Consider the following 19,387-nt stretch of genomic DNA (forward strand, 5'->3'; position numbering starts at 1 on the left):
ATTTTAAATTAGCAATCGCCAAGGAACCGTCATGGCTCAACCGGATGTTTCACAGTCTCGCCTTTATGAGTGGCTAACAGGCGATGAAGATAGCCGCATGTGCGATGAAATACCTGATAGTGCTTGCAACGCACAGCCGCACAACTTTTTCCTACACCTATGGGCTTCTTTAGGAAATAAGTTGGCTGACGAGTTATCTAGCGCGCGCTTAGTCTTACCGTGGCTGATGGGCATTATTGGAGCACCGGTGTGGATGGTAGGCTTGCTAGTGCCCATCCGTGAGGCGGGTGCGCTACTGCCACAAATTTTTGTGGCGGGTTTTATCCGCTTAAAACCCAAACGGAAATGGGTATGGGTAACAGGTGCGCTGATTCAGGCGCTAGCTGCATTAGTGCTGGCCCTACTGGCGTTGTTCGCCACCGGCTCTTTGGGCGGTGCATTAGTGTTAGCCGCGCTCGTGCTGCTTTCGCTGGCACGGGGCTTATCCTCTATCGCGACCAAAGACGTGCTGGGTAAAACCATTTCCAAACGCCGCCGCGGCACGTTGATGGGCTGGAGCGGCAGCGTTGCCGGTGGCGCTACGCTGGCGGCGGGCGCTGTACTCATGCTGTTTGATAGTCGCCCCGGCAATGTCATCGTGGCGCTCTTACTCGTAGTCGCCGCTAGCAGCTGGCTAATGAATGCCTTAGCCGCGGCCCGTATTGAAGAAGCGCCTGGCGCCGTTGAAGGCGGAGAAAACGGCTGGGACAGTATTAAGCTAGGTCTGTCTCTGCTAAAAAATGATCGCACTTTTCTACACTTCAACCTTGCCAGGGCATTACTGCTATCAAGTGCACTCGCCTTGCCTTACATCGCCCTGTTGGGGCAGAACCAAAGTGGCACCGACCTCGGCGGCCTGGGTATTTTGATTGTGGTATCCGGGCTTGCAGCGATGGTGGCAAGCCCCGTCTGGGGCAAGCGCGCCGACCAATCGAGCCGCAGCGTTATGCGCGATGCAGCGGTAGGTACGGCTATTTGCTGTTTATTAGCTGCCAGCTTGGCCTGGCTGCCAGACGGGTGGGCACAAAGTACTTGGCCCTATGCGGTGGTTTACGCGCTCTTAGTGATTATTCACCATGGCGTACGTTTGGGGCGAAAAACCTACCTCATTGATATGGCGAGTCAAGATAATCGGGCGCTTTATGTTGCGCTCTCTAACACGTTGACAGGCGTATTAATGCTTTTGGTAGGCGGCATTATTGGCGCCCTTGCACAATGGTTTGGTAGCGCCATACTACTGCTAATACTGGCAGCAACCGCCGTGGGGGCTGTATTGAGCGCCCACCAATTACCCGAGGTCGAATGAGACGGTGCGCGTACACGATTGCAATGCGTGACAACGCTCGCCATGATAGAGCCAGATAGCAGCGGTAGATTGGAGCCCTTGCTATGCTGCTGATAATAAATGATTTGAAGTCCTGCCCGTTCACAGGCAAAAAAAAGCCACTTTGAACGGCGGGAAGGATTGGAGCTGCAACAGGAACCCCTTGATGAAACGATCTCCATTGATCAGTCCAGAGCTGCTCGAACGCATAATTGACGCCTCGGAAGACGGTATTGTTGTTGCTGAACAGGAAGGCGATGAAAATATCCTCATCTACGTCAATAAAGGCTTTGAACGCTTAACGGGCTATAGCGCGGATGAAATTCTGTATCGCGACTGTCGTTTTTTGCAGAACGAAGACCGCGACCAGGATGCCCTGATCTCTATCCGAGACGCGCTTAAAGATGGCAGTCCTTCTCGCGAAGTACTGCGTAATTACCGTAAAGACGGCACCATGTTTTGGAATGAATTATCCATTACACCGGTCTACGACGAAGCAGACGAGCTGATGTATTACATTGGCGTACAAAAAGACGTAACGGAACGTGTAGAGGCTCAGCTTGCGCTTGTGGAGTTACAAAAACAGCGAGATAACCGCTAATTATTAACTTTTCCACTAAAAAAACCGATCAATGCTTGAACTTCATCCCTACTGGCGTTATATAGCCGCAAGGCGCTTAATTTGCGCTAGGCGCTTCACTTTGCAAGCCACACGTGCTTTTTGATCCGCACGTGCTAATAAGTGGAGCCGTTGTTACGCCGGCACGCCGGCTGGGTTGGAGGACATCACATGAGCCGTGATCCCCTAAATCGTGAAACGTTTACCAGTGAAGCAATCGACTCAGACGAGTTTGAAAGTTTAGATGCCGTTAATGATGACCATTACGGTAAAAGCAAGCCTAGCAAAGCAGACAGCTTACGCGCACGACGCCAAGTAGAAGCATGGCTAGAAGAGCGTCGACTTCAGCGAGCCATAGAAGACGACTGGGACGAAGAAGAGTAAGCGTTGAATAGCTTGGCCTTCTCAGCCAATGAGTGGGTCTGGCTAGCCGCGCACCTTAAGCAGCCTAGCCTTTCCTGGCGCAGACCACTATCATCACTCCTTAGCCAGTAGCCTGCTGCTGTTGCTTTTTTCTATCAACAACCTAACGGATCTCCATGGCGCAATACGTTTTCACCATGAATCGGGTTGGCAAAGTAGTGCCGCCCAAAAAGCAAATTCTCAAGGATATCTCATTATCGTTTTTCCCTGGTGCCAAAATCGGCGTATTGGGGCTTAACGGTTCGGGGAAATCCACACTGCTGCGCATCATGGCCGGTGTCGATAAAGAGTTTGAAGGTGAAGCTCGTCCGATGCCCGGCATCAATATTGGCTACCTTCCCCAGGAGCCGGAACTAGACGACGAGAAAAACGTCCGCGACACCGTCGAAGAAGCGCTAGGGGCAATTAAAGAAGCACAAGAGAAGTTAGACGCGGTGTACGCAGCTTACGCCGAGCCAGACGCCGATTTTGATGCCCTGGCAAGCGAGCAGGGGCGGCTGGAAAATATTATCGAGGCGGCCGATGCGCATAACTTAGAACGCAAGTTAGACGTTGCCGCTGAAGCGTTGCGCCTTCCTCCTTGGGATGCCAAAGTCGGCAACCTATCAGGGGGTGAACGCCGCCGGGTGGCACTATGTCGCCTGCTACTCTCAAGTCCTGACATGCTGCTGTTGGATGAGCCTACCAACCACCTTGATGCAGAATCAGTGGCTTGGCTTGAGCGCTTCTTGCACGATTACAACGGTACCGTAGTGGCGATTACCCACGACCGTTACTTCCTGGATAACGTGGCGGGCTGGATTCTTGAGCTTGACCGTGGTCAGGGTATCCCGTTTGAGGGTAACTACTCTCATTGGCTTGAGCAGAAAGATCAACGCTTAAACCAAGAAGCCAAGCAGGAAGCCTCGCGCCAAAAAGCCATCAGGCAAGAGCTTGAGTGGGTACGCAGCAACGCCAAAGGCCGTCAGGCAAAAAGCAAAGCGCGTCTTAACCGCTTTGAAGAAATGCAGTCAGGCGACTTCCAGAAGCGCAATGAAACCAATGAAATCTATATTCCGCCTGGTCCACGCCTAGGCGACAAGGTCATTGAGTTTCATAACGTGACCAAACGCTTCGATGACAAGCTGCTTTATCAAGACCTCTCTTTCACGATTCCCCCGGGTGCGATTGTGGGGATCGTCGGCGGTAACGGCGCAGGTAAGTCGACCCTATTCCAGCTGATTACCGGTAAAGAACAGCCCGATGCAGGCGAGGTTGTGATTGGCGAAACCGTCGACATCGCCTATGTCGAGCAGTTACGCGATGCGCTGGACAACAAGCAAACTGTCTGGGAAGCCGTATCGGATGGTCAGGACATCCTCAATATTAACGGCTACGAAGTCTCCTCCCGCGCCTATGTTGGTCGATTCAACTTTAAAGGTAACGACCAGCAGAAGCGTTTATCGGAGCTCTCCGGGGGCGAACGCGGTCGCTTACAGCTTGCGCAAACGCTCAAGCAAGGCGCTAACGTGCTGTTGCTTGATGAGCCGTCAAACGATTTGGATATCGAAACCCTGCGGGCACTGGAAGACGCACTACTCGCCTTCCCGGGCTGTGCCATGGTGATTTCGCACGATCGTTGGTTCTTAGACCGTATCGCCACGCACATCATGGCCTTTGAAGGTGATTCTGAAGTGGTCTTGTTTGAAGGCAATTACGCAGAGTACGAAGAAGATCATAAGAAGCGGGTCGGGAACGATACGCCTAAGCGTATGAAATACAAGCGCATTGATGCCTGATACTTTACCTAACGCTGACGCGTGATATTAATAGCCAAGGCCTCGCACTGCGGGGCCTTCTCATTTCCGATTACGCTGAAAAACATTGTATTAATCAGGGTTTGTCATGAAGGTATATTAAAGGTGATAGGCACTTTTAGAGATGACTTTCGAGGCCAGTCGCATGCCCCACTTCACCGGGGCAGGAAAACGAATGCCCCCTGCCTCTAAGGCAAGATGGGCGTGATGCGCCTCATCAACAGCCATTTGGCGTAGGATAGCTCGTGAGCGATAGTCGCCGGGGGGTAGCGATTTTTGGTGAGCATCAAGATGTTTACCTGCCTGTTCTTCCGTCGCGGCAACAACCCCCAAACTGATACGATCACTGACTGCCCCAGTCGCTGCACCGATGCCAAACGAGGCTACATAAAAGAGCGGGTTTAAATAGCTGGGTCGGCTTTGTAACTGCACTAAACGCTCATCACACCAGGCCAGATGATCGATCTCTTCCAGTGCAGACTGCTCAACCTGTTGGCGCACATGAGGAAGTTTAGCGCTCACGCTCTGTCCCTGGTACAGCGCTTGGGCACACACTTCCCCAGTATGATTAATCCGCATCAAACCCGCCGCGTGACGGCGCTCTTGATCATCGAGCGCGCCATCGACAACACCCGCCGCAGGGCTCGTGCGCTGCGACGCGGCCGCGTGGGGCATTAGCGTACGTAAAACAGTATCAAACTGGTGAATGACGCGATCTGAACGACTCTGTTGACGATCCATGGCAACACTCCGTTGTTTGATGACGGGTGACGATAACGGTCTACTTAGCCTAACCAGCAGGCCACGTGAAAGCGCGTCCACCCATTAAATGCATGTGGATATGGTAGACCGTTTGCCCGCCCATTTCGTTGCAGTTCATAACCACACGATAGCCGTCTTCAGCAAAGCCTTGCTCACGGGCAAGCTTGGCGGCAGTAAACTGCAGCCGCCCTACCGTAACAAGATCGGTTTCATCGATATCATTGAGTGTGGCGATATGCTTTTTGGGAATGATCAACTGATGCGTCGGCGCTTGGGGGCCAATATCGTTAAACGCCAACACATGCTCATCTTCATAAACAATATCAGCAGGGATTTCACGCTTAATGATTTTGCAAAACAGACAGTCCATATAACTCTCCTTACGGCTTTCAGCCAATGCTGACGGTCACGATTAACGGAAGCGCCGCTGCGCCAGTAGATGCCTGACCAGAGGGGCAAGGATAAGCTCCATGGCCAGCGACATCCGCGCGCCGGGTACCACCAAGGTATGCGGGCGGGTCATAAACGAATCTTTGATCATCGCCAGCAGCCAAGGGAAATCAACCGTGGAGGGATCTCGAAAGCGGATGACCACAAACGACTCAGCATCGGTGGGGATATCCTGCACCTCAAAGGGGTTGGAGGTATCAACAGTAGGCACTCGCTGAAAATTGATGTGGGTGCGCGAGAACTGCGGCTGGATATAACGGACATAGTCATCCATCCGGCCCAGGATAGTGTCAATAACCGCTTCTTGTGAATAACCACGCAGCTTGGTGTCACGGTCGATTTTTTGAATCCACTCCAGATTCATGGTGGGTGCCACGCCTACCAATAGATCCACATGGCGGGCAATATCATACTCTTCGGTCACCAACCCGCCATGCAAACCTTCATAGAACAGCAGGTCGGTTCCACAGGGCAGCGATTGCCACTCGGTGAACGTCCCCACCCGGTAGCCCGCTTCAATTTTCTGCTTATCTTCGGCGTGGATATAGTGGCGAAAGGTACCTGAACCATGTTCGCCATACTCGCTAAACAAGCCTTCCAGGCGGTCCAGTAAGTTAGCCTCTACGGCAAAATGAGAAAGCTCATCTTTGCGCTCAGGCTCTTCCCGGAAGATACGGTGCAAATCATCGCGAGTGTAGCGGTGAAAGGCATCGCCATCGACCATGGCTGCATGCACATCTTCACGCAGAAACATCCGCTCAAAACTGCGCCGAACGGTGGTCGTGCCCGCCCCGGAAGAGCCGGTGACTGCAATAATCGGATACTCCCGTGACATTAGCCGCTCCTCGCATGTGCAAGCGCTTGTTTAACCTGCTCAGGCACCTCAGCAGGGCGGCCCGTAGCAAGATCAATCAGCAGTTGATTAACCCGTGCTGTCGCGACAACCTGCTGGGATTCTGCCTGGTAAATACGCTGATAAACTGTCAACGCTTTACCTTGCGGCTCAGGCACGGCAGTCGCAATGATCAAAGCGTCAGGCCAGCGTGCTTCACTTTGATATGTTACCGCAAGATCGGCGACGACCGATGGATGCCCATGCATGTCCCACTCAGGCAGATCCAGCGCCGCAAAGGCTTGAATACGCGCCTCGTGGAGCAGCGATACCACCGCATCGTGCCCCAAATGACGGCCGTAGTTTATATCGGTTACCCGCACTGTCAGAGCGTGACGATGAATGACCGCTTCAGCGGGAAAGTCCAGCTTGACACGCTCCATGCCTTTTCCTCGTCAGTGAAGTAGGAAACCTCGGTTTAAACGGCGTATGCGTTCAGTACTAGCTCAGCATCAGGCTTACGTACCCTCGCGAGCAATCGCTCTGAACGCGATATCACGCCGACATTCAACACCTTCCCAGTGAATCGCGTGAACGCCTTGGTACGCTTGCTGCTGCGCTTCTGAAACGCTATCACCTAACGCTGTTACGCACAGCACACGACCGCCTGCCGTGGTGATTTCACCCTTGGCATTTTGCGCTGTGCCCGCGTGAAACACTTTGCAACCCGTCTGTTCAGCGTCTGCTAAGCCGTGGATAACATCGCCTTTGCGATAGCTGCCAGGGTAGCCGCCAGCAGCCAATACCACGCCTACCGCCGCACGCGAATCCCATTCGCAACGCTGCCCGGCCAATCGGCCTTCGGCACCCGCCAAGCAAAGCTCCGCCAGGTCAGAAAGCAAGCGCAGCATAATCGGCTGGGTTTCAGGGTCACCGAAGCGGCAGTTGTACTCAATAACGCGAGGGTTACCGGCACCATCAATCATTAAGCCTGCATACAGGAACCCCGTATAGGCATTGCCCTCAGCAGCCATGCCATGCACAGTGGGCAGAATCACCTGCTCCATAATGCGCGCATCAACTTCAGGGGTAACCACCGGTGCTGGCGAATAAGCCCCCATACCACCCGTATTCGGGCCGGTATCACCATCGTAGGCACGTTTATGGTCTTGGCTAGTCGCCATGGGCACGACATTCTCGCCATCCACCATGACAATAAAGCTCGCCTCTTCACCCTCTAGGAACTCTTCAATCACCACCCGAGCGCCTGCACCGCCAAACGCATTGGCTTCCAGCATGTCACGAATAGCGGCCTCTGCTTCGGCTTCGCTAAGGGCTACGATGACGCCCTTACCCGCAGCCAAGCCATCCGCTTTGATCACTATCGGCGCACCCATTGTTTGCAGATAGGCCAGCGCGGGGGATACCTCAGTAAAGGTTTGATAGTCCGCCGAAGGGATTTTATGACGAGCCAGGAAATCCTTGGTAAAGGATTTGGAACCTTCCAACTGGGCAGCCGCCTGCGTAGGGCCAAAAATTGTTAACCCTGCTGCTTGAAAACGATCGACCACACCGTCTACTAAAGGCGCCTCAGGGCCTACCACGGTAAGGCCAATCTGCTCATCACGGGCAAAGGCGATCAGACCCTCTAAATCGGTTGCCGCAATCGCCACATTGGTTAACTTAGGCTCCGTGGCGGTGCCTGCGTTTCCAGGCGCGACAAATACTTGTTCAACCTGTTTAGATTGCGCTAGTTTCCAAGCCAGGGCGTGCTCACGACCACCGCCGCCTATCATCAAAACCTTCATGTGCATCCTTCTCAAACGGGAGAGCGTTATCGGCGGCATTATGCCACAGCGCAGCGGCGAGTGGGGTTAGGAGGTAGGTTTATCATCGCTGGTGTCGCGGTTATCACCCTCAGCCTGCGTTGTATCGTCTGAGTCATCGGCTTGACCGGGCTGGTTCAGCGTATTTTGCCAAAAGCGCATATTCTCTTCAGCTAACTCGCGCATAAACTCCAACGGCGTGTTACGCATCGCCTGCTTCCACTGACTTTGCAAACGTTTTTGCTGCTCTAACATCAGTTGAGTACCCTGTTCTAGGTAGCGAGACAGCGGCAACGGTGATGTCATGTCGTAAACGCGGATTAATTGCGCCAGCAGGTCGTTAGAAAACACTTCGGCCTCGCTGTCCGCTTGCTCCTGCTCGATAATAATAGAGAGCAAAATAGTACGCGTCAGATCTTCCCTGCTTTTGGCATCTTCTACCCGAAATGGCTCTTCTTCGATAATTAAACGGCGTAGGTCTTCCAGCGTTACATAACGACTTTGCTGAGTATCGTACAACCTACGGTTAGCATACTTGCGAATCACGCGCACGGCGCATCTCCTTAAACGCGATAGGGGCTTTTGTTCCCGTTACTGGTATTGTGCCTGCACCACGCGTCCATGCAAGCCACCTTAATAGTTTAGCAAGACGCACTGCGCCTGTTCTGTGACCAATAGACCTCATTATGAATTTGATTTTGCTTGATCCTAACGATCTGACAGCCGACGGCCACGTCTGCATCACCGACCCACGTCGCCTGACACATTTACGCGAAGTCCATCGCTCGGCCCCCGGCGACCTTCTTACCGTAGGTGTACAGGGTAGTAACATGGGTAAAGCGCTGCTGAAGGAACTGACGCCGGAACGCGCCTTTTTCCAACTGGAAGCCCTTAATGAACCACCGCCGCCACCACTTCCCGTGCACTTGGTGCTAGCACTCCCCCGCCCGCGGATGCTAGCGCGCACGTTGGAACATGTAACGGCGCTGGGTGTGAAAGAGATCACTTTACTGCATACCAAGCGGGTAGAGAAAAGCTACTGGCAGTCACCCGAGTTACGCGCTGAGAAAATTCATCAACACCTACTATTAGGCCTGGAACAAGCGCGCGATACACAGCTGCCTACTGTCACGCTGAGCAAAGGCTTTCGTCCCTTTTTAGAGCAGCAACTACCTGGCTTACTGGGCAACCGACGCGGATTGGTAGCCCACCCTGGCATGCCTGCCCCCTGTCCCAGAAATATCAGTGAACCTACCTTGTTATTAGTAGGGCCAGAGGGAGGATTTATAGCGTGGGAAGTCGAGCAGTTGCTGACGGCGGGTTGCGAGGGCATGCACCTTGGCCCGCGCATTCTACGCGTCGAAACCGCCGTGACCGCGCTGCTGTCACGGCTGTTTTAACTATGTAAATATCAGTGTAAGTGTAAGTGGTTAAGATTGATCATCTTCCGGGTCGTGGGGCACAACGGTCGCGTTTTCCCCACAGTCAGGATCTTGCAAGAAGGTTTCACGCACATCTAGCATGCCAAGATGGCTAATCGTACGGCGGCCCAGCAGTAGCGGGTAGTTCATCTCTTCGCGGTCGCGCAGACTGAATTGCTCTTCATAAATAGTGTCGCCCATGCAGACTTCCAGCAGCACCACAGGGCGCTCGTCGCGGCCGCCAGCTCCGCGTACGGCTAATTCTCGGTAGAGCGGACGCTCAATCTGATCACTGAAGACCTCACCACTCGCCTGATCTTCAAGCTTTAAACGAAAGCGTACCCACTCTTCATCATCTTGCTCAAACAGCTCAATATCCCGCGCATCCAGCGAGGAGGTTAATGCGCCACTATCAAGTTTGGCCTTCACTTCAATATCCCAAGGCTGCAGGGTTGCTTTTTCAACCCAGCCAAATACTTGATCGTCATCGGCCATTGCCACGGAGGCAGAGAGCAAGCCTCCCATCAACACACTGCCTAGTAACTTTTTGCCCATTAATTGCATAGCATCATCCTTGGTAAATTAACGTAAATCTGATCACTCTAAACGACGGCGTAACTGCTCAAGCAGTGCTTGCGTCGCAAAGCCATCCGGTATTAACCCTTGATCTCGCTGGAAGTTCCGCAGCCCCTGGCGTGTATTAGGCCCCATTACGCCATCCGCGCCGCCCACAGAGTAACCAGCGCGGTTTAGGCCCCGCTGAAGCTCTTGAACATCGTCACGGGTAAGCGGTTGCTGATCCCGCGGCCATGCATGCTGAATCCCATCACGCCCGGCGATCGCCTCACCTAGTGTCGCGACAGCCAATGCATAACTGGTGGCATTGTTATAGCGTAAAATGGCGCGGAAATTTGCGCCTGCTAGGAAGGCAGGACCCTCAGCGCCAGCGGGAATAACCATGGCCGCACTATCAAAGTCTGGCAACTCGCCCTGCCGCGCCTCTACGCCTTGAGAACGCCATTCGGCGCTGCTGCGTCGCTCGGTCTGAGCATAATTAAAGCCTTCTGGCAAACGCACCTCGACTCCCCACGGCTGACCGGCCTGCCAGCCAGCCCGGTCAAGATAGTTAGCCGTTGATGCCATAACGTCGGGGATACTGCCCCAGATATCGCGACGGCCATCACCATCGCCGTCCACGGCATAGGCTTCAAAACTGCTAGGGATAAACTGGGTATGACCCATCGCCCCTGCCCAAGAACCTTTCATCTGCTCGGCGGCGATATCTCCTTCGTCGATAATACGCAAGGCAGCGAGTAGTTCACCACGAGCAAAGTCACGACGCCGACCGTCATAAGCCAGTGTGGCAAGGGATTCCAAGGTCGAGAAATCGCCGAAATTACTGCCGTAGTTGCTCTCGATTCCCCAGATGGCGACGATAATTTCGGCAGGGATGCCAAAGCGTTGCTGCATCTGCAGCGCGGTATCCCGGTGGGCAACCAACTTCTCCCTCCCGGTATTAATTCGCGTAGACGACACCGCAGTATCAAGGTACTCCCAGATAGCGCGGACAAATTCGGGCTGATAACCGTCGAGCTCGATCACCCGCTCGCGAAAGCGTACGCCATCCAGTGCACTGCTCAGGGTTGCTTCGCTGATTCCCTGATTGGCGGCGTACTGACGAAACTCCTGAAGCCACTGCTGAAAGTTTGCATAACTAACCTCAGTAGCCGCCTGAGTATCTACTTCTGTCATCAATTGAGAGTCGGCGAGCGCAACACTGCCTGCAAAAGGAGTGCTTAACGCGGCAATGAACGAGGCACATACTAAAGGGCGGAATGGACGCCCAGCAGAGAAATTACGAGACATCATTTATATCCTTAGGCAGTCCTTGGCATGCCTGGGATGATGGCCTAGAAAAGTCGTAGATGCCAGCCTTCACGGCTGGTCATCAGTGAAGGTTACTTTGTAACGATAGTCAATATAGGCGGCTTGGCTGTTGTAACCGCTTCTTGGTAAGGAATTAACCACTGCGCCCACTGTTCGGGTTCAACATAAGGAGCCTTAAAAGCGTGAGCATTGACACGCCATGGCTGATGGCGTGCTAAACCAGGGGGGAAATTTTCGAGCGGTTTCAACCAGTGTGCAACATACAGCCCTTGTGGGTCGTAATGGCCTGCCTGCTTAAGCACGTTAAAATAGCGATCCTGTCGTGGATCGCGCCCTACTCCGGCAATATAACGCCAATTACCCCAGTTATTGGCAACATCGTAATCAACCAAGCAGTGCTCAAACCATAAAGCGCCTAATCGCCAATCCACTTTTAAGTCTTTCACCAAAAAACTGGCCACATTTTGCCGGGCGCGATTGGATAACCAGCCAGTGTGGCGCAGCTCTAACATCGCGGCATCCACAAACGGCAGCCCTGTGGCAGCATTGCGCCAAGCATCAAAAGCGGCACAAGGCTTGGCAGGTTGACGAGAGCCAAACATCTTCGCCCCTTCCAGCTCAGCGACACGGATAAAATACTCCCGCCAAAGTAGCTCAAAAGTAATCCAATAACTCGATTCGGTGCTGCCGTGCTCCGCTTCCCACGCTTTCACCGCAGCATACACTTGGCGAGCCGACAGACAGCCGCGGGCAAGCCAGGGTGAAACACGGGTTGAAAAACTCGCGCCCAGCAGGCCATTGCGGGTTTTCTTATACGTCTTTGCGCCCTGTTGACGCCAAATGTAATCGTTAAGGCGCGTATGTGCCGCCGATTCACCGCCCCGATACACATAGCCCTGACGGCTATCGGGCTGCCAGGTGGCGCTCTGTTCACAGACGGCTTTCAAGGGTGGAAATCCTCTGGGGGCTTCAGGCCAGGGGGGCAGCGTTACCGGTGCGCAACGATTCTCAGGCACCGTACATGCTTGCTCTACGCTACGCCTGAAGGCAGAAAAGCTTTCGGGTAATACAGTCTGCTCGAAGGGCAATGCATCGCGTTCAAAGAGACGTCCACTTTCCATGCACGTAACGGTTGTTTCACCAGGCAGCGACTCTACAACTGCTTGGATATGGGAATTTTCGTCAACCCCAGGATGCTCGGCAACGCGTACTTGTCGGGCGTTAAGCGAAGCGGCCAACTCAATGACAACGTTACTCGGCTTACCAATGCGCACCAACAAGTCACTGCCGCGTTGCAAAAGCTCACCGCGCAATTCCATCAAACTTTGCCATAAAAAGCGTAATCGGGCTGGCCCGATCCGCGGCGTCGATTCCCCCTCTATGAGAGGTGCCAACCACTGCTCATCCACGACAAAGAGACAAAGCAGGTAGCTAGGACGAGCGGTAAAGTGAAAAAGAGGATTATCCGCAATACGCAGGTCGTCTTGCAGCCAGACAATATCGATCGTGCTGTTCATGCTTGTGCCTCCTTGGGGTGCTTTGATGCCAAGCGCTTTGACTGCTTAGCACTACGACGGCAGCGTTCGCTGCAGTAGCACACCTCGTTCCAGCAGCGCGCCCATTTTTTCCGCCAAAAGAAGGGACGCTCGCATTGAACGCAGGTTTTTTGCGGCAGATGTTGTTTGCGGTGCATTGAACATTACTCACGCGCGCATGTAGCATGCCTCAAAACATAGACACATTATCCTATGCAGTATAATTATTGTACATGATAAGTTTTTACCAGCGTGTATAAAAATAACGGGGTTTATTAAACAGAGGATATGAAAAAGCCACCCGAAGGTGGCTCAATGGCGGTTATTCACTGGCGGTGACAGGATTGGTGCCGTCAGCTTTAGTCGGGGTCTGTTTCCCTTGGCTGGCGCTTGGCATTTTCCTGCGTTTCCAGGCCACTTTTTAATTCGTGGGTCAATGGGTCGTAGTTAGGGCGCAATTCATCTTTGACCGTTCCACTCCAAAGCTTGGAACCAACAAAGTAACCGGCTCGCCCAATCACATGGGCCGCTACGGGTGCGGTCATCAAAATAAACACAATAATGGCAAACGAACGGGCCACAATGCCTACTTCTGCAAAGTGCATAGCGGCAGCCAGCATAACCAAAATCACGCCTAACGCCGCCGCTTTGGTGGTCGCGTGCATACGCGTTAGCAAATCAGGCAACCGCAGCAGGCCTACCGAGGCAAGCAGTATAAATAGCGCGCCACCTATAATTAACGTGCCCTTTATAAAATCAATCATCCCGCGGACCTCCCCTTTCCAAAAAGCGTGCAAACGCTATCGCCGCCAAAAACCCCATCAAGGCAATCACAATGGCGGCATCCAGGAAGCTGGCAACATCCGACTTGATCGCATACACCCCAACCAACCCAACCACAGTGGTTGAAAAAAGCTCCAATGCGACCACGCGGTCGGGCAGGCTCGGGCCACGAACGACACGAACAAAGGTCAGGATAAGCGCCAGGCTCATGATGACTTGGCTGATCAGAATAACCGTATCCATTAGCGAAACAGCTCCAAGGCCCGATGCTCCATCTCTTTTAAATTACGTCGCAATTCCTCTTCGTTATCTAAAAACATCGCATGGATATACAGCACCTTGCGGTCATCAGACACATCCAGGCTAAGCGTTCCCGGCGTTAATGAAATCAGATTGGCCACCATGGTAATTTCCATTTCGGTACGGGCGGAAAGCGGCATAGCGATAACCCCCGGCTTCATATGCCAAGGTGGCGTCACGATATCGAACGCGACACGTAAGTTGGCTTGAATGAGTTCTTTTAGAAAAAAGCCGATAAAACCGATAAAGCGCGGCACGCGAGCAGGATAACCTTTCAGGGCATCCAGCTGAGGCTCAATTAGCACCAGCGTGATATAACCGAAGATTAAGCCGACAAGGAGATTCAGCCCACTGAAATCCCCGCTCAACAGTACCCAGGCTAATCCTAACAGCAGGTTCCAAATGGCACCGGTCATGGCAACTCCTCCCCGGCGTCAGCCTTAGGTTCTTCGTCGGTGGCGACAGCTGAATCCAGCAACACATCTTCGGCACTGGCTGAAGCGCCCAGCACTGCTTCGATATACCCGTGAGGCTCAAGCAACTGATCACCAATGCCGGTCATTACCCACATAATCGGTTCGGCAAACACACCAATCAGTAACGATGAAAGAGCCAGCACCATTACTGGCAAATACATCATCCACAGACTTGGTTTTAACAGCCGCCCATCGTCGCCGGTTGGCGTGGCCGTTTCGGGTACCAGGTTATCTTCCGGCAGCGATTTCCAGAATATTTCATTCCAAATTTTGACCATGGAGTAGAGCGTCATCAATCCCACTGCCAGCGCAATACCAGTGGCCACGTAGGCCTCAACTTCCAGACCCGCGCGAACAATCACAAACTTGGCAAAAAAACCTGATAGCGGCGGTACACCGGCCAACGAGAAGGCAGAGATAAAGAAAGCAACGGCTAACCAAGGGCGCTCACGATAAAGCCCCCCCATTTTTTTAAGCTGGTACGTGCCCTGCAACCGATGGGTAATACCGCTAATCAAAAATAGATTGGTCTTCACCACCATATTATGCACGATGGCAAACACCCCCCCGGCAATCGCCAACGGTGTATAAAGCGCCAAACCTAAGATCATATAGCCAATTTGGCTGACAATATGAAACGACAAAATGCGCCTGAACTCATACTGGGCTGCCGCGCCCAATACGCCCGTTACCATGGTAAATACTGCGCCCCAGAGCATAATGTCCTGAAGATAGCCCATGGTTTGATCGAATATCAGCGTGAAAACACGGAACATCGCATAAACGCCGACCTTAGTGAGTAGCCCGGCAAATAGCGCTGAAACAGCGACTGGTGGCGTGTGATAAGACGCAGGTAACCAAAAGAACAGCGGGAAGGCCGCCGCCTTGATGCCGAATGCCACCATAAACATGACTGCTAACACTTCGACCATGCCTGTGTGCTCTGCCTCATCCATGCGCAGCGCAATGTCAGCCATGTTGAGCGTTCCCACCATCCCGTAAAGTAGGCCCACCGCCGTCAGGAAGATCACCGACGCTAACAGGTTCAGCGTGACATACTTAATCGCCCCTTCCATCTGTGCGCGCTCGCCACCCAGAATCAGCAGCGCAAACGAGGCCACCAGCATCACCTCAAACCACACGTAAAGATTGAAGATATCGCCGGTCAAAAACGCGCCGGTCACCCCGGCAAGCAACAGGTGCATCAAGGGGTAATAGCCGAATTTTTCATGGCCACGGCCAGTGGTGGCCAATGAGTAAATCCCCATTGCCAAGCCGATAATCGCGGTCATCAAGACCATGACGGCACTTAGCAAATCGGCAATTAAGGTGATCCCAAACGGGGCTGGCCAGCTGCCCATCTGCATCGTTACGTAGCCATCTGACAACGTCGCTACAAACAGCCACAGGCTGACTATCAGCAGCGCGACATTGCCAGCCACCGCCATGAATCGCTGCATGGGTCGCGAGCGCCAAAACAGCAACGAGATAGCCCCTGACAACAAGGGCAGGAGGACGGGAAGAGCAACTTCAGGCCTCACGTATCAGTATCCTTCATCTTATCGAGGTCATCGGCCTTAACAACTTCATAGGCACGTCGAATCAATACCACTGCAAACGCCAGTACCCCGAAGGCAATCACGATCGCTGTTAGCACAACCGCTTGGGGCAAAGGGTCAGCTACGCCGCTAGGCGGCTGCATCATACCTTCCGCAATCAGCGGCGGGGCACCACGGGTCATGCCCGCCGTGGTGAAAATCAGCAAATTGGCAGCGTTGGAAAGCAGCATCAAACCAATCACCAGTTTGACGATAGAGCGACGCAGCATCATAAAAATGGCCGTCGCATACAGCAGACCAATTGCCACTGCCATCAATGGTTCCATGCGGTGCCTCCTGTGAATTCAGGGTTCATCCTTATCCACCTCCATCAGCGTCATGACCATGCCCGTCACGGAGCCCAGCACGGCAAAGTAAACGCCGATATCAAAAATCAGCGGCGTGGAGGCTTTAAAATCAATCACCGGAATAGTCCACCACTGGGCAGTCAAAAAAGGCTGACCCATAAACCAAGCGGGCACCACCGAGATCATCCCCAGCAGCAGGCCGATGCCTATCAGGTCACGGGGATCAACCATCCGCAGCACTTCTTTGGTCGCGCTCACCCCAAAGGCAAATAGGTAAAGCGTAAAGGCCCCAGCGGCTACCAAACCGGCAATAAAACCACCGCCCGGCTCATCGTGCCCCCTGAGCAGCAGAAAAACAGAAAACAGCAATTGCAGCGGCATCAACAGCCGTGCCGCCGTATTGAGAATAATCGTGCCTGACTTAACCATCGTAAGGCTCCTTGGTGGTCACTTTACTGCTCTCCCCGCTCTTACCATTGCTGTTCTCGCCATGACGCAGCTTCAGCATGGCAATAACACCAATCGCTGCGAGTGCCAGCACGAACATCTCACCCAATGTATCGAGAGCGCGATAATCCACCAAAATAACGTTGACGATATTGCGGCCGTAGGCCAGCGGGGCACTGTTCTCAATCATGTACGTCGAAATTGGTTCAAACTGCTGAATACTCCACGCGGTCATAATCAATAAGCAGATCAAAATGCCCATCATCGCGGCTACCACACCATCTCTTATGCGCTCTAGACTGGTGGAAAGATTTGAAAACCTCGGCAGCCGGAATAGCACCAGCACCAATAAAATCACCGTTAAGGTTTCCACCAGTAACTGGGTAATCGCTAAGTCCGGCGCGCTGAAAAGAATAAAGATTAACGCAATAGAGAAGCCCATTACCCCAACCGACACGACGGCCCCAAGGCGCGAGCGAGTCGTTGTGGCAAATAGAGCGCCCATTGCCATCGTGCCCGCCACCACCACCTCGTGGAAACGAACATCAAGATCAAAAGCGAATATTGGCGAATGGCGTAACAAGATTGAATTACCAATTAGCGCGATAAGCGTGATCAACATCACCAGGATGTAGTTACGCATATAGCCGTTTTGCAGCAGACGTGTTTGCCACTCAGAGAACTGCACAATGCCATTCATCATGCTTTCATAGCCCGCTTCGGGGCCATGGCGCCTGATCGGTGCCAGTAATGAAAGCTTGGCTCGCACGTTATCCCAACGCTTAAACAGCAAAAAGCCAACGCCCAGGCTGATGATCGACATTATCAACGCCACATTGATGCCGTACCAAAGTGATAGGGTCACCTCCATCGTTTCTCCAGAAACAGAAGTAGCGGCTGACGTTAATAAGGCATTAGCGCCTAGCAAGGCAGGCATTAAGCCCAACAGTAGCGACCCTACTGCTAGTAACGCAGGGCCCACTAACATACTTAGCGGCGCTTCATGAGGCTCAAGAGGGGTGTGATGACGTTTACCATAAAAGGGCCGTAACGCAATGATAAAGGCCACCGCGATGGTCAAAATAGAAGCGACAAAAGCGAATAATACCAACAGCATACGGAAGCGATCGGCGCCTAACACAGACTCAAGCATTAGCTCCTTGCCGATAAAGCCAAACAGCGGCGGCACCCCTGCCAGTGAAAGTGCCGCGACCAGCGCGATAATCGCCGTTACCGGCATTAATGCGCGCAGCCCGCCCATCTGAGTAACATCCTTGGTGCCAGTTTCGTGGTCAAGAATACCGGCAACCATAAACAGCGCGCCCTTATATAGCGAATGTGCGAGCAGGAAGGTAACAAAAGCCGTCATCGCGTACTCAGTCCCAATGCCCAGCAGCATCGTCAGCGTTCCTAGCGCCATAATAGTCGAGTAGGCCAGCAGTTTTTTGATATTAGTATGATGAATTGCCAGGAACGCGCCGATTAGCATCGTGGTCGCGCCTACGACGGACAGAATTCCCACCCACATCGCCGTGCCGCCTAGTTCTGGATGCAAGCGCGCCAGTAGATAAATACCAGCTTTTACCATGGTGGCAGAGTGCAGGTAAGCCGAGACCGGCGTAGGTGCTGCCATGGCATTAGGTAGCCAGAAGTGAAACGGAAACTGAGCCGACTTGGTAAACGCTCCTAACAGCAAGCAGATCAACATGGGTGTGTAAAGAGTGTGTTCGCGCAGGTCGGCTTCCTGATCAAGGATTTCCGCCAGCGACCAGCTACCGCTCGCAATCCCCAACAATACCAGGCCCGCCATTAATGCTAAGCCACCGGCCACCGTGACGAACAGGCCCTGACGGGCAGACTTACGTGCTTCAATATCGGCGTGATTAAAACCGATCAGTAAATAGGAGGTAATACTGGTCAGTTCCCAGAAAATAAACAGTGTAAATAGCCCGTCCGCTAACACCAGCCCTAGCATTGAGACCATAAAGGCGACGAGTGCAATATGAAAACGTGCGATATCGGGATGATCTTTTAAGTAACCACCGGCATACACCAGCACGCAGGCGCCCATGACGGTGATCAATAGCCCAAATAGAAGTGACAAACCATCCAGCAGGAAAGTAAGGCTGATACCCAGGGAAGGCACCCACTGCCACTCCAACAGCAAGCTGCCGTTCTCAATGATTTCAGGGGCTTGTAGTAACAGCCAGGCCGCTAACCCTGCTGGGAAAAGCGCCAGTACAAGACTGGTGCGATGCCCAAACCAACGATGCAGTAGCGGTGACGACGCGGCCAGCAAAAACCCCATTAAAACGGCAAGTTGCATCTGGCGAAATCTCCTGAAAAATGAAAGGCTCACCTTGGAGGTTGAGGCGAATACCCAGGCATCATGCCCTGTCACTGGCATGCCAGCGTTGAAGTAGTGTGATTCTAAAGTTGTACACCTTATAACAGATGGTTTTGACTGACCAGTCAAACGCTTAAACGCAAACAGCCGCTGGCGAACAAAAACTCGTCTGCGGCTGTTGTCAAGAAATGACTATAGCAAATAAGGTGTTACA

22 protein-coding genes are annotated in these 19,387 nt (G+C 53.0%); 5 read left to right on the forward strand and 17 right to left on the reverse strand.

Translation table 11 applies throughout. The annotated features are described in order from the left end of the window. The first annotated feature begins 31 nt into the window (after nt 1-31). The 4 genes from HZS80_RS08475 (at nt 32) to ettA (ending at nt 4,183) form a co-directional block, all read left to right on the forward strand. Nucleotides 32-1,345: an MFS transporter gene (locus HZS80_RS08475; protein ID WP_179915792.1), complete on the forward strand. Its 1,314-nt coding sequence runs from the start codon at nt 32-34 to the stop codon at nt 1,343-1,345. Between the two features lie 184 nt (nt 1,346-1,529). Further along, nucleotides 1,530-1,964 (forward strand): PAS domain S-box protein, encoded by a 435-nt coding sequence (locus HZS80_RS08480; RefSeq protein WP_035563190.1) that lies wholly within the window; start codon nt 1,530-1,532, stop codon nt 1,962-1,964. 189 nt (nt 1,965-2,153) lie between these two features. Further along, nucleotides 2,154-2,366, forward strand: a complete 213-nt coding sequence (locus HZS80_RS08485) for a PA3496 family putative envelope integrity protein (RefSeq protein WP_008959622.1) — start codon at nt 2,154-2,156, stop codon at nt 2,364-2,366. Nucleotides 2,367-2,521: 155 nt separating this feature from the next. Further along, nucleotides 2,522-4,183, forward strand: a complete 1,662-nt coding sequence (ettA, locus tag HZS80_RS08490; protein ID WP_101147825.1) for an energy-dependent translational throttle protein EttA — start codon at nt 2,522-2,524, stop codon at nt 4,181-4,183. A gap of 117 nt (nt 4,184-4,300) precedes the next feature. Here the strand turns inward: ettA and coq7 are convergent, their stop codons facing one another. The 6 genes from coq7 to phaR all read right to left on the reverse strand — a co-directional run bounded on the left by coq7 (nt 4,301) and on the right by phaR (nt 8,623). Then, the gene (gene coq7 / locus HZS80_RS08495) at nt 4,301-4,942 is read right to left on the reverse strand and encodes a 2-polyprenyl-3-methyl-6-methoxy-1,4-benzoquinone monooxygenase (protein ID WP_179915793.1); all 642 of its coding nucleotides are present in this window, start codon (nt 4,940-4,942) and stop codon (nt 4,301-4,303) included. Nucleotides 4,943-4,991: 49 nt separating this feature from the next. Beyond that, complete coding sequence (locus tag HZS80_RS08500; protein ID WP_008959626.1) at nt 4,992-5,333, reverse strand: histidine triad nucleotide-binding protein; 342 nt, start codon at nt 5,331-5,333, stop codon at nt 4,992-4,994. Nucleotides 5,334-5,375: 42 nt separating this feature from the next. After that, on the reverse strand, nt 5,376-6,248 hold the full coding sequence (locus HZS80_RS08505; RefSeq protein WP_035563180.1) for a phosphoribulokinase: 873 nt from the start codon (nt 6,246-6,248) through the stop codon (nt 5,376-5,378). Next, the gene (locus tag HZS80_RS08510; RefSeq protein ID WP_179915794.1) at nt 6,248-6,688 is read right to left on the reverse strand and encodes an acyl-CoA thioesterase; all 441 of its coding nucleotides are present in this window, start codon (nt 6,686-6,688) and stop codon (nt 6,248-6,250) included. The genes HZS80_RS08505 and HZS80_RS08510 overlap by 1 nt, the downstream gene beginning before the upstream one ends. Nucleotides 6,689-6,763: 75 nt before the next feature. Beyond that, nucleotides 6,764-8,053: a phosphoribosylamine--glycine ligase gene (gene purD / locus HZS80_RS08515; RefSeq protein ID WP_179915795.1), complete on the reverse strand. Its 1,290-nt coding sequence runs from the start codon at nt 8,051-8,053 to the stop codon at nt 6,764-6,766. Between the two features lie 66 nt (nt 8,054-8,119). Beyond that, complete coding sequence (gene phaR / locus HZS80_RS08520; protein ID WP_179915796.1) at nt 8,120-8,623, reverse strand: polyhydroxyalkanoate synthesis repressor PhaR; 504 nt, start codon at nt 8,621-8,623, stop codon at nt 8,120-8,122. A 134-nt stretch (nt 8,624-8,757) separates the two neighbouring features. Here phaR and HZS80_RS08525 point away from each other — a divergent pair, with 134 nt between their 5' ends. Further along, complete coding sequence (locus tag HZS80_RS08525; RefSeq protein ID WP_179915797.1) at nt 8,758-9,471, forward strand: 16S rRNA (uracil(1498)-N(3))-methyltransferase; 714 nt, start codon at nt 8,758-8,760, stop codon at nt 9,469-9,471. A 30-nt stretch (nt 9,472-9,501) separates the two neighbouring features. Here the strand turns inward: HZS80_RS08525 and rloA3 are convergent, their stop codons facing one another. The 11 genes from rloA3 to HZS80_RS08580 all read right to left on the reverse strand — a co-directional run bounded on the left by rloA3 (nt 9,502) and on the right by HZS80_RS08580 (nt 19,152). Then, a complete protein-coding gene (gene rloA3 / locus HZS80_RS08530) occupies nt 9,502-10,056 on the reverse strand; it encodes a retropepsin-like aspartic peptidase RloA3 (protein WP_179915798.1) in 555 nt (184 codons plus the stop codon). Nucleotides 10,057-10,089: 33 nt separating this feature from the next. Then, a complete protein-coding gene (locus HZS80_RS08535) occupies nt 10,090-11,358 on the reverse strand; it encodes a lytic murein transglycosylase (RefSeq protein ID WP_179915838.1) in 1,269 nt (422 codons plus the stop codon). Nucleotides 11,359-11,450: 92 nt separating this feature from the next. Then, nucleotides 11,451-12,896: a DASH family cryptochrome gene (locus HZS80_RS08540; protein WP_179915799.1), complete on the reverse strand. Its 1,446-nt coding sequence runs from the start codon at nt 12,894-12,896 to the stop codon at nt 11,451-11,453. Continuing rightward, a complete protein-coding gene (locus HZS80_RS24110; RefSeq protein ID WP_179915800.1) occupies nt 12,893-13,072 on the reverse strand; it encodes a DUF2256 domain-containing protein in 180 nt (59 codons plus the stop codon). Before HZS80_RS24110 ends, HZS80_RS08540 begins: the two co-directional genes overlap by 4 nt. Before the next feature lie 201 nt (nt 13,073-13,273). Then, complete coding sequence (gene mnhG, locus HZS80_RS08550) at nt 13,274-13,678, reverse strand: monovalent cation/H(+) antiporter subunit G (RefSeq protein WP_035563159.1); 405 nt, start codon at nt 13,676-13,678, stop codon at nt 13,274-13,276. After that, the gene (locus HZS80_RS08555) at nt 13,671-13,940 is read right to left on the reverse strand and encodes an MrpF/PhaF family protein (RefSeq protein ID WP_008958995.1); all 270 of its coding nucleotides are present in this window, start codon (nt 13,938-13,940) and stop codon (nt 13,671-13,673) included. The genes mnhG and HZS80_RS08555 overlap by 8 nt, the downstream gene beginning before the upstream one ends. Beyond that, nucleotides 13,940-14,413 carry a Na+/H+ antiporter subunit E gene (locus HZS80_RS08560; RefSeq protein ID WP_035563156.1) on the reverse strand — a complete coding sequence of 158 codons (474 nt, stop codon included), beginning with the start codon at nt 14,411-14,413 and terminating at the stop codon, nt 13,940-13,942. The genes HZS80_RS08555 and HZS80_RS08560 overlap by 1 nt, the downstream gene beginning before the upstream one ends. Further along, nucleotides 14,410-16,014, reverse strand: coding sequence for a Na+/H+ antiporter subunit D (locus HZS80_RS08565; protein WP_179915801.1), 1,605 nt, complete (start codon nt 16,012-16,014; stop codon nt 14,410-14,412). The genes HZS80_RS08560 and HZS80_RS08565 overlap by 4 nt, the downstream gene beginning before the upstream one ends. After that, on the reverse strand, nt 16,011-16,358 hold the full coding sequence (locus tag HZS80_RS08570; protein WP_008958992.1) for a Na+/H+ antiporter subunit C: 348 nt from the start codon (nt 16,356-16,358) through the stop codon (nt 16,011-16,013). The genes HZS80_RS08565 and HZS80_RS08570 overlap by 4 nt, the downstream gene beginning before the upstream one ends. A gap of 18 nt (nt 16,359-16,376) precedes the next feature. After that, nucleotides 16,377-16,808, reverse strand: coding sequence for a Na+/H+ antiporter subunit B (locus HZS80_RS08575; RefSeq protein WP_008958991.1), 432 nt, complete (start codon nt 16,806-16,808; stop codon nt 16,377-16,379). Next, the gene (locus tag HZS80_RS08580; protein ID WP_179915802.1) at nt 16,801-19,152 is read right to left on the reverse strand and encodes a putative monovalent cation/H+ antiporter subunit A; all 2,352 of its coding nucleotides are present in this window, start codon (nt 19,150-19,152) and stop codon (nt 16,801-16,803) included. The genes HZS80_RS08575 and HZS80_RS08580 overlap by 8 nt, the downstream gene beginning before the upstream one ends. Nucleotides 19,153-19,387 lie beyond the last annotated feature (235 nt).

This window comes from Vreelandella glaciei (assembly GCF_013415125.1).
Lineage (GTDB): Bacteria > Pseudomonadota > Gammaproteobacteria > Pseudomonadales > Halomonadaceae > Vreelandella > Vreelandella glaciei.

Excerpts from the sequence above, each read along its gene's own strand:
- HZS80_RS08500 (WP_008959626.1), bottom strand. The coding sequence starts at position 5,333 with ATGGACTGTCTGTTTTGCAAAATCATTAAGCGTGAAATCCCTGCTGAT.
- HZS80_RS08535 (WP_179915838.1), bottom strand. The coding sequence starts at position 11,358 with ATGTCTCGTAATTTCTCTGCTGGGCGTCCATTCCGCCCTTTAGTATGT.
- HZS80_RS08540 (WP_179915799.1), bottom strand. The coding sequence starts at position 12,896 with ATGAACAGCACGATCGATATTGTCTGGCTGCAAGACGACCTGCGTATT.
- mnhG (WP_035563159.1), bottom strand. The coding sequence starts at position 13,678 with ATGATTGATTTTATAAAGGGCACGTTAATTATAGGTGGCGCGCTATTT.
- HZS80_RS08575 (WP_008958991.1), bottom strand. The coding sequence starts at position 16,808 with ATGGTTAAGTCAGGCACGATTATTCTCAATACGGCGGCACGGCTGTTG.
- HZS80_RS08475 (WP_179915792.1), top strand. The coding sequence starts at position 32 with ATGGCTCAACCGGATGTTTCACAGTCTCGCCTTTATGAGTGGCTAACA.
- rloA3 (WP_179915798.1), bottom strand. The coding sequence starts at position 10,056 with ATGCAATTAATGGGCAAAAAGTTACTAGGCAGTGTGTTGATGGGAGGC.
- HZS80_RS08555 (WP_008958995.1), bottom strand. The coding sequence starts at position 13,940 with ATGGATACGGTTATTCTGATCAGCCAAGTCATCATGAGCCTGGCGCTT.
- ettA (WP_101147825.1), top strand. The coding sequence starts at position 2,522 with ATGGCGCAATACGTTTTCACCATGAATCGGGTTGGCAAAGTAGTGCCG.
- HZS80_RS08580 (WP_179915802.1), bottom strand. The coding sequence starts at position 19,152 with ATGCAACTTGCCGTTTTAATGGGGTTTTTGCTGGCCGCGTCGTCACCG.
- HZS80_RS24110 (WP_179915800.1), bottom strand. The coding sequence starts at position 13,072 with ATGCACCGCAAACAACATCTGCCGCAAAAAACCTGCGTTCAATGCGAG.
- coq7 (WP_179915793.1), bottom strand. The coding sequence starts at position 4,942 with ATGGATCGTCAACAGAGTCGTTCAGATCGCGTCATTCACCAGTTTGAT.
- HZS80_RS08485 (WP_008959622.1), top strand. The coding sequence starts at position 2,154 with ATGAGCCGTGATCCCCTAAATCGTGAAACGTTTACCAGTGAAGCAATC.
- HZS80_RS08480 (WP_035563190.1), top strand. The coding sequence starts at position 1,530 with ATGAAACGATCTCCATTGATCAGTCCAGAGCTGCTCGAACGCATAATT.
- HZS80_RS08560 (WP_035563156.1), bottom strand. The coding sequence starts at position 14,413 with ATGACCGGTGCCATTTGGAACCTGCTGTTAGGATTAGCCTGGGTACTG.
- HZS80_RS08510 (WP_179915794.1), bottom strand. The coding sequence starts at position 6,688 with ATGGAGCGTGTCAAGCTGGACTTTCCCGCTGAAGCGGTCATTCATCGT.
- purD (WP_179915795.1), bottom strand. The coding sequence starts at position 8,053 with ATGAAGGTTTTGATGATAGGCGGCGGTGGTCGTGAGCACGCCCTGGCT.
- HZS80_RS08505 (WP_035563180.1), bottom strand. The coding sequence starts at position 6,248 with ATGTCACGGGAGTATCCGATTATTGCAGTCACCGGCTCTTCCGGGGCG.
- HZS80_RS08525 (WP_179915797.1), top strand. The coding sequence starts at position 8,758 with ATGAATTTGATTTTGCTTGATCCTAACGATCTGACAGCCGACGGCCAC.
- HZS80_RS08570 (WP_008958992.1), bottom strand. The coding sequence starts at position 16,358 with ATGGAACCATTGATGGCAGTGGCAATTGGTCTGCTGTATGCGACGGCC.